Here is a 13,952-nt window from a genome sequence, read left to right on the forward strand (position 1 = left end):
CCGACGACACGCAGAGACTGTCGTGGAACACGAGGACGCCGAACGCCGTCCTGGGACCTCTCGGGGACGTCCTGGGACGTTTTCAGTCGCTGACCTCGGCCAGCGAGCGCAGATGACTCACCAGAGCGGCGACACCCCGCAGATCAGAGAGAACCACCCCTGCCCCGGCGGCCCGCAGCTCGTCGACGCTGTGGATGCCAGACGCCACGGCGACGACATGAGCCTCGGAGTCGAGGGCGGCCTGGACGTCGCGAGGGGTGTCACCGATCAGCACGACGGGCGTGTCGTGCGGAAGGCCATGGGTCTGCTGAATGTGCTCTCGTGCCACCTTGACGAGGGCGGCACGATCCTCTGAGTGTTCTCCGTAAGCACCGCACTCCATGTCCAGGAGCACATCGAGCCCAAAGGCACGCAGCTTCACCCGGGCGTTGGCGGCAATATTTCCTGTGAGCACCGAGGAGATCATGTCCGGTTCCGCAGCCACTGCCGCGAGTGCCTCCCGCACACCGGGAAGAGCAGCGCCGCGCGCCGAGAGCTCCGCTTCGCGCCTCGCGCCCGCGGCCTCCAGGGCGAGCGCGATCCGCTCCCAGGCTGGTGGTTCCAACCCGTGATCCCGGAACATGTCGGCGAGGATCAAGCGGTCCGTCCGCCCTTCCGTACGGGCAGGACGGTCAGGCGCGCGGCCAGCGACCGTCGCGAAAGCCGCCGCGTAGATTTCCTTGCTGACGCCCGAGTTTTCGATGAGCGTGTGGTCGATGTCCCAAAGCACGATGAGTGGCACACCACCAGCGTAGGCAGACGTGCAGCTCCCGCCTTTCCCCCAGTGATGTCGGAAGATGCTCTTGCCGCAGGCAGTGCGGTCCGGTTGGCTTACCTGAGTGAATGAGCGACTTCGTTCCGCACTCGTGCAACGCAGCCTCACCGTGGATGAGGTGGCCGAAGCCTGCTCCGTCGACCCCAAGACGGCCAGCCGCTGGGTCAGCGGCCGGGTCCCCCACCGTCGACACCGCTGGGCCGTCGCCAACCTGTTGCGGGTGGATGAGACGTACCTGTGGCCCGAGGCAGGCGAGAAGACATCTCGCTTCGGTGCCGCGCAGTCCGAGATCGCGGACACGTTCCCAAACCGTGCGAGCGTCCCCCGCGATGTCTGGATCTCCCTGCTGCTAGGGGCCATGAAGCAGATCGACGTCCTGGTCTTCTCCGGCACCTTCTTCGCACAGAGCAACCCTCATATCGCTCGCATGCTCCAGGAACGCGCCCAGGCCGGCGTGCGTGTGCGGCTGTGCTTCGGCGATCCAGCAGGAGAAGCGGTACGCATCCGCGGCCACGAGGAAGGTATCGGCGACACCCTGGCCGCCAAGGTCAGGGCTTCGCTCACCTACTACCGCACCCTCGTCGGCCACCCGGGCTGCGAGGTACGACTGCACGACACGACGCTGTACAACTCCCTCTTCCGTTACGACGACCATCTTCTGGTCAACACCCACATCTGGGGCCAGCCGGCCAGCGCTAACCCGCTCTTCCAGCTCCGCCGCACCGCCAACGCAGAATGGTTCGACCGGTACGACGAGAGCTTCGAAGCGGTCTGGAAGACAGCGCGCCCCTGGGCGCCCGACAGGCAGGAGCACCACCGCAGTGGGCAGGACTGAGTACTACTACGACCCCAAGGCCCCCAAGGCCAACACTCTGATCCCCGCCAGCAACCTGCTCGTCGTGAACGACGACGGGGAGATCCTCCTGCAGCGACGCCGTGACACCGGCCAGTGGGCCCTGCCCGGAGGCGCCCAGGACATCGGCGAGAGCCCTGCCCAGTGCGCGGTACGCGAATGCCAGGAGGAGACCGGCATCGTCGCGGAGGTCACCGGCTTCCTCGGCGTCTACTCGAATCCGTCACACATCGTCGCGTACACCGACGGCGAGATCCGCCAGCAGTTCGAGGTCGCGTACATCGGGCGTCCCGTCGGCGGTAAGCCGACGATCAACGAGGAGGCAGACGACGTACGTTGGGTGCACCCGGACGAGCTCGAAGCCCTCGACATCCACCCGAGCATGCACGAACAGATCGGCCACTATCTGGCCGGCACCTACCCCTACCTCGGATAACGGTTCAGGGCGCGAGGCCCGCTTCATCCGCCAAGGCCCGCACCCGCCCGACACTGACGTGGATCTCAGGCGCGGCCCGGCGGATGAACCGTCCGACGATGCTGTCCGCGCCGTAGCGGCCCAGGATCTCCCCGACTCGCTCCTCGGACGTCGTACGTCCGCCGTCCGGCGTCGTCGTCATGTCGCAGTACACCAGGGCGTCGACGAGCAACGGGTCGTCGAGCAAGGGGAACTCGTCCGCCAGCTCCGTCCGAAGTCCGCGTTCTTCGGCCTCCAGGAGGGCGAAGGAGTGGTTCGCCACCAGGCGGACAACTCGATCGCCGACGGCGTCGAGCGTCCGCAGGTGGCGAGCACCGTCGAGCGGGTGGAAGCCGGTATCGACGAGGGGCGGTGCGTAGCCGATGTCGTGCAACACAGCCGCCGCCTCCAGGTCTTCAGCCCTGTCTCCTATGACGGGCGCCAGCCTTCTAGCGCAGGACGCCACCCCCTGCGTATGCGCCCAACGCCGCGGCAGGCTCTCACCCAACAGCGATTCCGCTAACTCGTACGCGTACCCGACCGTCGTCACGCTCGTGAGCATACGACTGCGGGCATGGCGGGGATGCGCGAACAACAACGACGAACGTGACGACCTCGCTGCCCGCGGAGCCACGATTCGAAGCGGTCAACCGCGCGCACCGGTACCTGTATTGGTCCGTCGCTCCTGCCGTGCTACATCCGGCGAACTTGGACCATTCCCGTCTGGGGTGCACCCTCCTCCCGGAGACGGCGAACCCAGCCCGTCAGACCGTCGCGGTCACATTGGCCGAGTCCCGACGGTGCGCTGTTTGTCCCACTCGGGGCAGGCCCTCGAGTACGCGACGAGCGCTTGGCGAACCCGCAGCAAGTGGTCGGTCTTCAACTGCGGGTTGTCTTTGAACACGAACAGGCGGACAGGGCTGAACCAGTCCACCCTGTCGGGCCTGGCATGTTCGGAGCTCTCGGCGAGAGGGTCCTCGGCGCGGCGGAACAAGCGCAGGGCTGCCCGCGGATCTCCGCAGCGGGCCTCGCGTTCGGCCTCTACGACATCCAGCCATGCTCAGAGCTCCGCCGATGCGTACTCGCGACGGGCATGGGCTGAGCCTGGCACTATTAGAAGCCGGGCATCCCGGCCTGGGGCTGCGCGGGAGGTTGTACGGCTGTTTTCCTGAGTCGTCGGCGGCCGCATCGCAGACCCTTATCGTGGCTGCAGCGGGATGCCCTATCCGAGGACCTCTCGGGTCCCCCTCCTCCGCCGTGCCGCCGACCACAGTGCAACGAACGGAGCTACGGTCAAGCTCACGGGATGTCGAGGTCAAGGTAGCTGTCGATGGTGGGGTGAGGCCACGGCAGCCTGTCGTAGTCGAGCACTTGCCGGGCGATGTGAGCCTCGGCCTCCGCGACCAGCTTCTCGATGTCATGTATGACGCCACCGTGAGTGCGCCGACGCCCATCGTGCACTGTGTCCCACTTACTCTTCTTGCTCTGGCGGGTCGTCGCCCCCTGCTCTTTGCTGCCGAAGCCCTTCAGCTTGCTGTTCCAGACCGGCGTGTATCCGACGCGCAGCGCGTTCTCTCCCAGATCGGCGTGCACGTCGGGCAGGAGGAGGGCCCGGAACCGGAAGTCGGCGATCGGGAGGCCACCTTCCATGATCGACACACGGTGTTGCTTGAGCCTGCTATGGAGCGGATACCGCTCCCGGACCCTCTCCCCGGTGGCGGTGTTGCTGGAAAGGGCCTGCCCCGCGTAAACGGGGATCTGAAGGCTGGCGAGCGGAAGGTATAGGTCAACGTTCGCGCCACGGTAGTAGAGGGCGTAGAGCCCGGAACCCTCGAACCTCGGAATCTCGTGAGTCATGGAGACCAGGGGTTGCCGCTCAAAGGTCTCACAGATGGTGTTCGCGATCTGCACGGTCGATAGAGGGTCGAACGACGCGGGGACGTACTCGGCGGGCATAGGTTCCTGACCGGTGATCGAGGGTCTGCGGGGGGAGGTTCCGCTGGGACGAGCAATGTTCGACTTCTGCGCTTCCTGGTCACTCGCCAGTGTCGAAGAGATCGTCCTGAGTGACCTCCTCGGGCGAAGCCTCGGGCTCGGTCTCGATCACTCTGCCAGACCGGTAGTACCGCCAGGCGCTTTTGTACTCGTTAGGGGAGTCCGCGTACATGATCACGTACCCCATGAGGGCAGCGATCTGCCACGCTTCCGGAACCACCTCGGATACCATATGGAATGCCTCGTCGGCGGACAGACCGGCCTGAGGCACAGTCAAGAAGATCGCCTTCGAGCGCGGCGGCTCGGTGTACCGGAAGTTGTAGGGCAGTCCGTTTTTAAGCGCCTTGAGAAAGGTGCTCAGCGCGATCTGCCCGGACGTCAGTCCCTCTACGGGCCGACCCAAGTCGATCGGGTAGACGACGTCGAAATGGTTCTTCTTTAGGATCGTGCTGTCACGCTGACGCCCTGGATCCTTATTGCCGAAACCATTGTTGTTCCAAGGTATGTTGCCCATTTCCTTGTGGTGGCTTATGAGCAGCTGCTCGGGAGCCAGTGCGGAGAAGTCCTCGTCGACGTACAGGCAGGAGAACGAAACGTCGCGGAGGTCGATGTTGCGTCGACCCGAGAGCTTCCGCAGGTGGTTGGCCAGTCGACTGGGCAAGGACTTATCAGCCTTGCCCACATAGACGAACTCGCCGTGAAGGTATAGCTGGTAGACGCCGGGCCGCTCGTCGAGGCTGGCGAGGTACCGCTCGGCGAGCGGGGCTCGACCCAGGTGCGTCAGCGCCTGAGCCAGTTGATCACCAAGGGCCTTGGTGATGCTTAGCCGAAAGTCGTCGTGGTAGGTGCCACGATCGTCCGACCTGGCCGCCTGCGTCATTCCCTGCAGTCCCTTCTGCCGCGTTGATCACCACGGATCCTATGGCCTTGCTCACTTATAGGCGCCCCGTTCGAGTGAAAACCCGTCATGATCGCTAACTCCGCGGTATGGTTCCCCCATGGTTGACCTGCCCGAAGAAGTAAAGAATCCGCGAACCAGCGTTGAACTGTTCGCGGGCGGGGGCGGCCTTGCCATGGCAGTCCACCAAGCCGGCTTCCGCCCACTCCTGTTCAACGAGTTCAACAACCGGGCCTGCGAGACACTCATCGCGAGCGCGCGGAAGACCCTCGGCGTGGACGGCCTGGAGCGCACCGAGGAGAAGAACCCCAAGCCGCCACAACCGGGGCAGCCAGCTCCCCTCTACCCGGGGGACGTGCGCGATCTAGACCTGAGTGCCCTGCAGGGTGAGGTCGACGTCCTCGCCGGGGGCCCTCCGTGCCAGCCATTCAGCGCTGGCGGGGCCGCCAAGGGCGACGAGGACAAGCGCAACATGTTCCCCGCCATGTTCAAGGCCGTGCGAGAGATGCGCCCGAAGGCAGTTATCTGCGAAAACGTCCGCGGACTGCTGCGACCGTCATTCGCTGATTACTTCCAGTACATCCAGAACGAGCTGCGCCTTCCGTTCGAGAAGCGCGACGATGAGGTCAAGTGGCAGGAGCACAATGCGCACCTGACTCGCATTCTCGACCAACTATCCGACGAAGACAGCGACCCGGATCACTACAAAGTCGTGATGGTGCGGGTCAACGCCGCCAACTACGGAGTCCCGCAGGTACGCAACCGCGTCGTGATTGTGGCCTTCCGGGCTGACCTCGGCGTGGACGTCGACGCCTTCGAAAAATACGTCAAGACGGAGAGATTCTCTGCGGATGCCTTGTTCCGTTCCATGCGCGATGAGGACGGACCTTACTGGAAGCGCCACTCAAATGTAGAAGACCACGTTCGCGAGCGAGTGCGAAAGCACCTCCCGAAGGTGATCAAAGAAGACGACTGCCAGCCATGGCGTACGTTGCGCGATGCCATCCAGGGCTACGGCACGGACGTGAAGCTCCCGGCGCTACCCTCTGTCAATCTGGAGCGGCTCCACGAGAAGTTCGACTTCGGTCAGGAGATCGACGTCGTCGGTCACATCGGCTGGCCGGGAGCCCGCATCTACAAGGGGCACACCCCGAACGAACTCGACCGTCCCGCGAAGACCGTCAAGGCCGGCGTTCACGGCGTGCCGGGTGGTGAGTCCGTGATGCTCCTGGACAAGCGGGTGCGCGACTCATCGTCACCGGACGGCTGGGCCTACTTGCATCGTTACATGACCGTGCGCGAGACCGCCCGAGTAATGACATTCCCCGACGAGTGGCACGGTTCTGGCCCCCGCGGCGAGCAAATGCGGCAGTTGGGTAATGCTGTTCCGGTTGTCCTCGGTGAGTTCTTCGCCAAGGCCGTCGCCGACGCCCTGTCTGCGGCGGGACACTAGCGTCATGCCGCAGACAGGGGTCGGGGAGCACTGGAAGGACAGGCTGCCCCCGGAGCGCGCGTATAGGCGCCGAGCCGGCGCGGCCGCGCCGGCGGTTGAGCAAGACCGCGCCGCTGGCGGCCGCAATCGACGCAACGTCGACCTGGGTGACGGGCGCCTCGCCCGCGCCTCGATTACGCTTCGCTTGTACCGGAGAACACGACGCATTCGCGCCTATCTCCGCTGGTCACAGGACGGCAAGACCGTGGAGAGGTACGTCTGCGAGGTCGAGTTCGCCTCACGCAAGCAGAACTTGGCCGAGGCATGGCGACAAGCACGAGCGAAGGGGCTTCTGGCGGAAGAGACACTGCCGCCCGAGTCGACCGCGTCGTCGCTTGAGGTGCGGGCCTCGATGCGCGGAAACCGCGGCAAGAACACCAGGCCGGAGCTGCTACTCCGCAGTCTGCTCCATCGTCGCGGCATGCGCTATAGGGTCGACAGCCAGCCGATCGCCGACGTCCGGCGGAGAGCCGACCTCGTCTTCCCCGGCGACCGCATCGCGGTATTCGTGGACGGCTGCTTCTGGCATGGTTGCCCGGACCACTACCGGCCTGCCACGAAGAACGCGGACTTCTGGCGAGAGAAGATCAACGGCAACAGGGCAAGAGACGCGGAGACCAACGACACGCTGGCCCGAGCCGACTGGACAGTCATCCGCGTTTGGGAGCACGACGATCTCGACCAGGCGGCGACTCGAATCGAGAACGCCGTCCGGCGAAAGCGCGGCTCGGCGCGCCTCGTCGCTACAGCTGGCGACCACTGATCAGGTCGCTGACAGCGTCATGCAAACGACGCAGGACGATCCTCCCGTATCCATCGCTGTGAGCCAGCGATGTCTCACCGGGGTTAATGCCAGCCTCAGCCGAGATGCTCATGGGCAGGACAACTGTGCCGTCGGCGCCGAAGGTGACTTCGGTTGGGCTTCGAATCACCACCCCAGTCTTTCATGCGTGGTGGAGGTGGGATCGGGCCAAAGGGGCACTGCGGCAAGTGAGACGGCTTGCCGTGTGGTCTGAAACACCGACGCGGGTGCAGACAACTGGGCGTGATCGTCCTTCAATACGCGGCAACGGAGACAAGGACAGGGTACCGGAGTCGGCCCTCCAGTCGCTGCTGCACGGGCGAGGGAACACGAAGGCCCTGAAGCTGCTGCGGAACGCGTCGCAAACCTGGCGCGTGAGAAGACCGCGGCTGCGACGGCCACGCGCTCCCCTCATCATCCCTGACTGGATCATCCCTGTTCACGAGAGTTCAACACTTTCATCCCCGCCCCGGTAGCCACACGATTCGCCGGGGTTCGCAAACTCCGGCCGAATTGTCGGCGGTCGCCTCTACCCTCGGGTTCGAACGCTCGACTCATGAGAGTCGGGCGGCTTCGCCGTGCCCACGCACGCCGCAGCCGTCGCGACAGCGTCCCCACCCGTCAGGAGGGTTCCGCCGGAGTGAAGATCACCCCTTCCGCCCGCGTGCTCAGCATGCTGGGCGAGATCGATTTCGACGAGTGGCAGTGTGTGGCCGAACTCGTCGACAACCCCTTCGACGACTTCCTCGACGTCCTCCGTTCGAGGGTGGAGTGGCCTGACGGCTTCACGGTCAGCGTGACCCTGCCGTCGTCCCCGAAGGGAGTCCTGGAAGTCCGCGACACCGGGCGGGGCATGTCGTACGACCGGCTGGCGCGCGCGGTGCGGGCCGGCTGGTCCGGGAACGACATGCACGACAAGCTCGGTCTGTTCGGCATGGGCTTCAACATCTCGACCGCCCGCCTCGGCAGGCGCACCCGTGTCCTGACTACCCGCGCCGGCGACACGGAGTGGATCGGCGTCGAGATCGACCTCGACCAGATCAAGGACGACTTCGAAGCGAAGGACATCACCGAGCCGAAGGACAACCCGTCCCACCACGGCACGAGAATCATCGTCGACCGCCTGCAGCCAGCGCGCGCCGAGTGGCTGCGCCGCAACGGCGCCTCGCTCCGCAACACCCTGGGCTCGGTGTACTCGTGGATGCTGACTGAGCACCCCTTCGAACTCTACGTCGGCGGGACCCAGGTCAAGCCGGTCCGCCACTGCCGCTGGGGCGACGACCGTTACGTGCTCTACAACGGCAAGGAGCGGGTCCCCGCCTACATCACGATCGACGAGAAACTCGAGGACGGGATCGCCTGCCGGGACTGTGGGGAGTGGCAGATCGGTTCGGGTGAGGTCTGCTCTGTCTGCGGTAGCGGCAACCTGGCCGTGCGCGAGCGCCGGATCCACGGCTGGCTCGGCGTTCAGCGCTACCTCGACAAGACCGAGTACGGGATCGACTTCCTGCGCAACGGCCGGAAGATTTTGCGCTGGGATAAGCAGCTCTTCACCTGGAACAATCCCGACGGCGTCGCAGGGAACGAAGAGCCCGAGTACCCGGTCGAGCTCGCCCACCAGGGCGGCCGCCTCATCGGCGAGATCCATCTCGACCACGTCCCCGTCATCTACCAAAAGGACGCCTTCGAGTACGGGGACCGCAGCTGGCTCACCGCCGTGGAACTGCTGCGCGGCGTGGCACCACTCCAGCCCCAGCGCGCCGGCAAGCTCGGCTACCCGGAGAACGAGAGCCCGCTGGCCCTGCTGTTCAAGGGCTTCCGTCGCAATGACGCGGGCCTGCGCTGCCTCGTCCCGGGCGACGGCCACAAGCCGATCCACGCGGATACTCGGGACTGGGGTCGGAAGTTCCGGGCAGGTATCTCTGAGTTCCAGACAGACGAGCACTGGTGGCAGGCAGTCCTGCGGCACGAGGAGATCAAGAAGCGGGGCAAGGAAGCCAAGACGGCGGCCAGTGTGCCGACCCAGCCCGACGAACAGGCCGTCCTGGGCGCTCTCGGCCTCCCCGCCGATATCCCCGCCTCCGGCGCCGCCCAGCCCGAGACCAGCTCCAAGGCTGCCTCCATCGTGCTCGCTCAGGCCGCCGTGGCGGTCAAGGAAAAGACGGAGACCCGCAGCGAGCGCCTGGGCCGGTACGAGAGCGCGGCGTCGCCGCACGCCTACCTGAGTCGGTCGTTCGGCCATCCCGAGCTCGGCTACGTGAAGGTGCGGACCCTGCTGCTGAAGTCGGACGAGCGACTCCTCGACGACAACGGCCTGCGCGTCCCGGTCCTCCTTGACCAGCGATCCGGCAACGAGCTCACCGCCCTCGTCGACCCCGAGCATGCCGCGTTCCAGCGGTTCGGCGCTGACTACGCTGATCTCCTCCTGGTCGAACTGGCCGCCGTCCTGAAAGTTCGGGCGCGCTCCGACTGGAGCCCATCCCAGCTCGTCGCCGCAATCCGCGCCGAGTCCTTGCAGGACAGCGCGCTCGACGGCACCACCGTCGGCGCGGAGGCCCGCGACCTCCTAGCGGAGATCCGCGAACGTGTGGCCGAGGTCCTCGACCGGAGCGGCGGCGACTGCACAACCGCCTACGGTCACCTCTCCGACGAGGAAAAGATCGCGACTGAGGAGGCGACGATCGCCGCCGGACGTGTCGGCCTCGTCAGCCGTCTCGGCCTGGACTCCGGATTCGTCCATCACGTCCCCGCGTTGGCCTTGGTCCGGCTCGTCGAGGCAATGCCAGCCTCATTCATGGACGGAGCCGTCTTCCGTGGCCCGTACGCCGGGGTGTCCTCGCCGTCCGGGAAGGCCCTGAGCCTGGCCCGGGTCACGGGCTGCCTCGCGGACGTCGCGACGCTCGGCACCTTCGCCGGTGAGGCCACCGCGCCGCAGCTGCGGCGCGCCCGCCTGAGCATCGCCCTTCTGCGCGACGAACTGGCGGGTGAGTAGTGAGTGCCGCGTTCCTGGCGGCCGCCGAACTGCGCGACGGCGGCCCGGAGGGGCTGACCAAGGCGCTCGAACGGACTCTGTGGCACCTGGGTTTCCACGACGTCCGCGTCATAGACGGCGCCCACGACCATGGCGCCGACTTGCTCGCGGTCCGCGACCGCGAGCAGTGGGTGTTCCAAAGCAAGTGGAAGGCGCACGGGACGGCTGATCACGCGGGCGTCGATGACCTCGAACGCGCCCGCACCCACTACCGCGCCGACAAGGCCGTGTTGGTGACCAACACGAACATCACCGCGTCGGCCGAGGCACGGCGCCGGGCACTGGCGGGTATCGGCGTCGACATCACCCTGTGGCACGGAGCCACTCTGGACGCTATCGGCCAGAGAATGTCTGACTACGTGCCCGCCCCCTACGCCCTGCGGCCGTACCAGGAGCAGGCCGTGGCCGCGATCGAGAGGGACCTCGACGCCGAAGGGACAGCGCTGCTGGTGCTGGCGACGGGGCTGGGTAAGACGGTCGTCGGTGGCGAAGTCATCGGCAATCTCCTTGTCTCGCGTCCAGACGCCCGCGTCATGGTCGTCGCGCACATGCGCGACCTGGTCGGCCAGCTGGAGAAGGCGCTGTGGCGGCACCTCCCGAAGAGCGTTCCAACCCGTCTCCTCACCGGCGAGAGCAAGCCCCGGGCCCTCGACGGCGTCGTCGTCGCGACCGTCGAGTCGGCACTGTCCGCCGTGCGCGCGGGTTACGAACCTGACCTCATCATGATCGACGAGACTCATCACGTGGCCGAGACCGGCAGGTTTGCGGAACTCCTCGATCTGTGCGGGAGTGCGGGACGATTCGGAGTCACCGCCACCCCTTGGCGTGGCGACAAGTTCGACATCACCGCCCGCTTCGGTCACCCCAGCTTCAAAATGGGCATCGCCGAAGGCATGGCAGCGGGCTATCTGTCAGCCGTCGACTACAAGCTGTACGCGGATGGTGTCGACTGGGACGCTGTCCAGGACATCAGCCGTCACGGCTACTCCATCAAGGACCTGAACCGGCGCCTATTCCTCCCCCAGCGGGACGAGGAGATCGTCGAGCACCTGCGGACGGCCTGGCGGGAGACCGCCGAGCCCCGCGCCATCGTCTTCTGCCAGACCATTGAGCACGCCGAGCACATTGCGGATCTTTTCGCCGTCGCGGATCCGGCATGGGCCAACGCCTCCCACCTGCACAGCGGTCTGCCGAAGCGGCAACGTGACGTCCTGCTCAACGAGTTCCGTCTCGGCCGCGTCCCGGTAATCACTTGCGTTGACGTGTTCAACGAAGGCGTCGATGTGCCCGACGTGAACCTGATCGCCTTCCTGCGCGTCACCCACAGCCGAAGGATCTTCGTGCAGCAGCTCGGCCGCGGGCTACGCCTGAGCCCCGGCAAGAAGGCTCTGAAGGTCCTCGACTTCGTGACCGACATCCGTCGCGCCGCGGCGGTGCTTAACCTGCGCCGGACTCTGGAGGCCGAGGAGACCGAGCACCTGGAACTCCCGCATGTCTCCCGGATCGAGTTCCAGGACGAGACGGTCGGCTCCCTGATGGACATGTGGATCCAGGACGCCGCCGACCTAGAAACCGCTGCGGACGAGGTACGTCTCCAGTTCCCCCTGCCGAAAGGAATCCTGTGACCGACTACAAGATCCCGCCCGCCGTCGAGAAGGCCGTGGTCACACGGATCTACACCCAGGCCGACGAGGCCCGGTGGCCACACCTCCAGGATGCGGACCGCACCCGCCTCTACCGGGAGTGGACGGAGGACCCTGAGATCGGCGGCCGCCTTCTCGACTTCGTGGGGCAGCGGGCGAACATCCGCCCATGGCTGAAGGACTGTCCTATGAAGGAGTACGAGCGGGCGCGGCGAGGGGAAGGCAAGTACGCCAAGTACGTGACGCGGCCGGCCGCGACGCTCGAGCAGATGGTGGCGGCGGCCCTCGGCCCCGACTGGGAAGTCATCCCGGGGACCACCCAGCAGAAGCCGATGCGCGCGAGGATCCGCGAGGTCGGGATGGAGGAAGAGGAGCGGCACTTCGTGGCCGGCACGGCGGCGAACCTCAAGCACCTCGTGTGGCCGGCCATCCTCGATCGGTCCACCGGGGAGACCTGGCCCTGGATGATCTGCGTCGTCGATCCGTTCCGCGCCCCCGTGTCGCCCGAGAAGAAGGAGGAGCACCGGCGCATGGCCGAGTTCCTCGGCGTGCGGTTCGTCTATTTCAACGAGATGTAGGGGGAACGATGGGGGACGAGTGGTCGATGGGCGAGTGGCTGGTGAGGGCGTGGGAGACCGGGGTCTTCGACGAGCGTGAACAGGCCGTCGTCACAGGCCGAGCCGAGGGTCGGACGCTGGACGAGGTCGGGATGACGCTCGAGCTGAGCCGCGAGCGTGTGCGCCAAATCCAGAACCGGGTTCGGAAACGGCTCGCGGACATGGCGGACGTCGTCCAGGACGGCTGGCGGGAGACGGCCCGCGCCGCAGGAGCGGGCCCGGCCGCCCCGCGAGAAACCTTCGCCGCCGCGCTCGGGGTAGTCGACCATGTGGCGCTGGGGGAGCTGCTGGCTGCGGCGGGGCTGGAGTCGCCGCAGACGTGGGCAGGGCCCCTGCGCGGCTGGTGGAGTGCCGACCCCGGCGCGCTGGGCTGCGCCCTGCGCCGTCTTGTCGACACCGCTCCCTTCCGGGGCGACGACCTCAGTCGGGCTGCCTCCGAGGCCGGACTACCCGCAAGTCTCCCCCTGGACTGGCTCCTGAGCCGCTCCGGGTCGAGGCTCGCCCTGAGCCTCGACGGGCACTGGGTCCGCCGCAAGGCGCGGGGGCGCGACGCCGCGTACCTGTGGCTGCTGGAGGCCGGGCGTCCTTGCCAGCCCGACGAGCTGCTCGCCCCCATGGCCGCGACCACCACCGCGGCGGTGCGGGAAGCGCTGCGCCGTGACGACCGGTTCCGGCAGATCCGCCCCGAGGGCACCTGGGCCCTGACCGAGTGGACACACCTACGCGCTTCTCCGTACGCCACGGCGGTGGAGGCGATGGTCGCAGTGGTCACCGAGTCGGGGCCCCTCTCCCGCGCACAGCTCTTCGCCCGGGTGACGGAGCTGTACCCGGTCACCCCATGGCGTCTGACGCAGTGCCTGATCAGCGATCAGCTGGGCGAGACTCCCGACGGCCTTATCGACCTCGTCTCCCGCGGCGCCCGTCCCATTGAGGAGGAGGAACCGGCCCAGCCTGACTCAATGGCCATCGAGGGCGACGTCCTAGGGGCGCGGATCCCCGTCACCCAAGACGTCCTGCGCGGCAGCGGCATCAACGTAAACACCTGGCTGACCTGGCGACTCGGGCTCCGTCAGGCTCCCACGAGCCGCACGTTCACGACGGCCGGTGAACACCCGCCCCTCATCGTCCGCCGCCGCACCAGCAGCGCCCAGCTGTCCAGCCTCCGCCTCCACGCGCTCGAACTCGAGGTCGTCAACGGCTGCGTACTCGCCGTCCTCCTCCGCCTCGACGACGACACCGCGCGCGTCGGTCACGGCTGCGCGACGGACGCCTGCCCGGCGCGGCGGCCCCCGTCCACCACGCCGCCAACGGCGCGTATCTGACTTATGTAATGGCCTCTGTAATCGGTCTACG

The 13,952-nt window shown here is 66.6% G+C and carries 12 protein-coding genes; 8 read left to right on the top strand and 4 right to left on the bottom strand.

The window, feature by feature from the left end:
• Positions 1 to 82 precede the first annotated feature (82 nt).
• Complete coding sequence (locus ACF062_RS22065) at positions 83 to 781, bottom strand: haloacid dehalogenase-like hydrolase (RefSeq protein ID WP_392140503.1); 699 nt, start codon at positions 779 to 781, stop codon at positions 83 to 85.
• Positions 782 to 878: 97 nt separating this feature from the next.
• On the opposite strand from ACF062_RS22065, the gene ACF062_RS22070 reads away from it, so the two are divergent.
• Positions 879 to 1,649, top strand: coding sequence for an XRE family transcriptional regulator (locus ACF062_RS22070; protein ID WP_392140505.1), 771 nt, complete (start codon positions 879 to 881; stop codon positions 1,647 to 1,649).
• Positions 1,636 to 2,103, top strand: a complete 468-nt coding sequence (locus ACF062_RS22075) for an NUDIX hydrolase (protein ID WP_392140507.1) — start codon at positions 1,636 to 1,638, stop codon at positions 2,101 to 2,103. The genes ACF062_RS22070 and ACF062_RS22075 overlap by 14 nt, the downstream gene beginning before the upstream one ends.
• Before the next feature lie 4 nt (positions 2,104 to 2,107).
• On the opposite strand, the gene ACF062_RS22080 is transcribed toward ACF062_RS22075, so the two are convergent.
• The 3 genes from ACF062_RS22080 to ACF062_RS22090 form a co-directional block, all read right to left on the bottom strand.
• Positions 2,108 to 2,683 carry an HD domain-containing protein gene (locus tag ACF062_RS22080; RefSeq protein WP_392141191.1) on the bottom strand — a complete coding sequence of 192 codons (576 nt, stop codon included), beginning with the start codon at positions 2,681 to 2,683 and terminating at the stop codon, positions 2,108 to 2,110.
• Positions 2,684 to 3,420: 737 nt separating this feature from the next.
• Positions 3,421 to 4,077 (bottom strand): Eco29kI family restriction endonuclease, encoded by a 657-nt coding sequence (locus tag ACF062_RS22085; RefSeq protein WP_392140508.1) that lies wholly within the window; start codon positions 4,075 to 4,077, stop codon positions 3,421 to 3,423.
• A gap of 79 nt (positions 4,078 to 4,156) precedes the next feature.
• Positions 4,157 to 4,996, bottom strand: coding sequence for an Eco29kI family restriction endonuclease (locus ACF062_RS22090; RefSeq protein ID WP_392140510.1), 840 nt, complete (start codon positions 4,994 to 4,996; stop codon positions 4,157 to 4,159).
• A gap of 118 nt (positions 4,997 to 5,114) precedes the next feature.
• Here ACF062_RS22090 and ACF062_RS22095 point away from each other — a divergent pair, with 118 nt between their 5' ends.
• From ACF062_RS22095 to ACF062_RS22120, 6 genes are all read left to right on the top strand, one after another.
• A complete protein-coding gene (locus ACF062_RS22095; RefSeq protein ID WP_392140512.1) occupies positions 5,115 to 6,467 on the top strand; it encodes a DNA cytosine methyltransferase in 1,353 nt (450 codons plus the stop codon).
• A 4-nt stretch (positions 6,468 to 6,471) separates the two neighbouring features.
• Positions 6,472 to 7,269, top strand: a complete 798-nt coding sequence (locus tag ACF062_RS22100; RefSeq protein WP_392140513.1) for a very short patch repair endonuclease — start codon at positions 6,472 to 6,474, stop codon at positions 7,267 to 7,269.
• A gap of 679 nt (positions 7,270 to 7,948) precedes the next feature.
• Positions 7,949 to 10,300 (top strand): ATP-binding protein, encoded by a 2,352-nt coding sequence (locus tag ACF062_RS22105; RefSeq protein ID WP_392140514.1) that lies wholly within the window; start codon positions 7,949 to 7,951, stop codon positions 10,298 to 10,300.
• The gene (locus ACF062_RS22110; RefSeq protein ID WP_392140516.1) at positions 10,300 to 11,964 is read left to right on the top strand and encodes a DEAD/DEAH box helicase family protein; all 1,665 of its coding nucleotides are present in this window, start codon (positions 10,300 to 10,302) and stop codon (positions 11,962 to 11,964) included. Before ACF062_RS22105 ends, ACF062_RS22110 begins: the two co-directional genes overlap by 1 nt.
• Positions 11,961 to 12,560, top strand: a complete 600-nt coding sequence (locus ACF062_RS22115) for a hypothetical protein (RefSeq protein ID WP_392140518.1) — start codon at positions 11,961 to 11,963, stop codon at positions 12,558 to 12,560. Before ACF062_RS22110 ends, ACF062_RS22115 begins: the two co-directional genes overlap by 4 nt.
• An 8-nt stretch (positions 12,561 to 12,568) precedes the next feature.
• Positions 12,569 to 13,921, top strand: a complete 1,353-nt coding sequence (locus tag ACF062_RS22120) for a sigma factor-like helix-turn-helix DNA-binding protein (protein WP_392140520.1) — start codon at positions 12,569 to 12,571, stop codon at positions 13,919 to 13,921.
• The last annotated feature ends 31 nt before the right edge of the window (positions 13,922 to 13,952 follow it).

This window comes from Streptomyces sp. NPDC015345, from assembly GCF_043078805.1.
In the GTDB taxonomy this organism is placed as follows: domain Bacteria; phylum Actinomycetota; class Actinomycetes; order Streptomycetales; family Streptomycetaceae; genus Streptomyces.

Bases quoted from the DNA above. Each gene is read 5' to 3' on its own strand.
- ACF062_RS22080 (WP_392141191.1), bottom strand. From the start codon at position 2,683: ATGCTCACGAGCGTGACGACGGTCGGGTACGCGTACGAGTTAGCGGAA.
- ACF062_RS22085 (WP_392140508.1), bottom strand. From the start codon at position 4,077: ATGCCCGCCGAGTACGTCCCCGCGTCGTTCGACCCTCTATCGACCGTG.
- ACF062_RS22090 (WP_392140510.1), bottom strand. From the start codon at position 4,996: ATGACGCAGGCGGCCAGGTCGGACGATCGTGGCACCTACCACGACGAC.
- ACF062_RS22095 (WP_392140512.1), top strand. From the start codon at position 5,115: ATGGTTGACCTGCCCGAAGAAGTAAAGAATCCGCGAACCAGCGTTGAA.
- ACF062_RS22100 (WP_392140513.1), top strand. From the start codon at position 6,472: ATGCCGCAGACAGGGGTCGGGGAGCACTGGAAGGACAGGCTGCCCCCG.
- ACF062_RS22120 (WP_392140520.1), top strand. From the start codon at position 12,569: ATGGGGGACGAGTGGTCGATGGGCGAGTGGCTGGTGAGGGCGTGGGAG.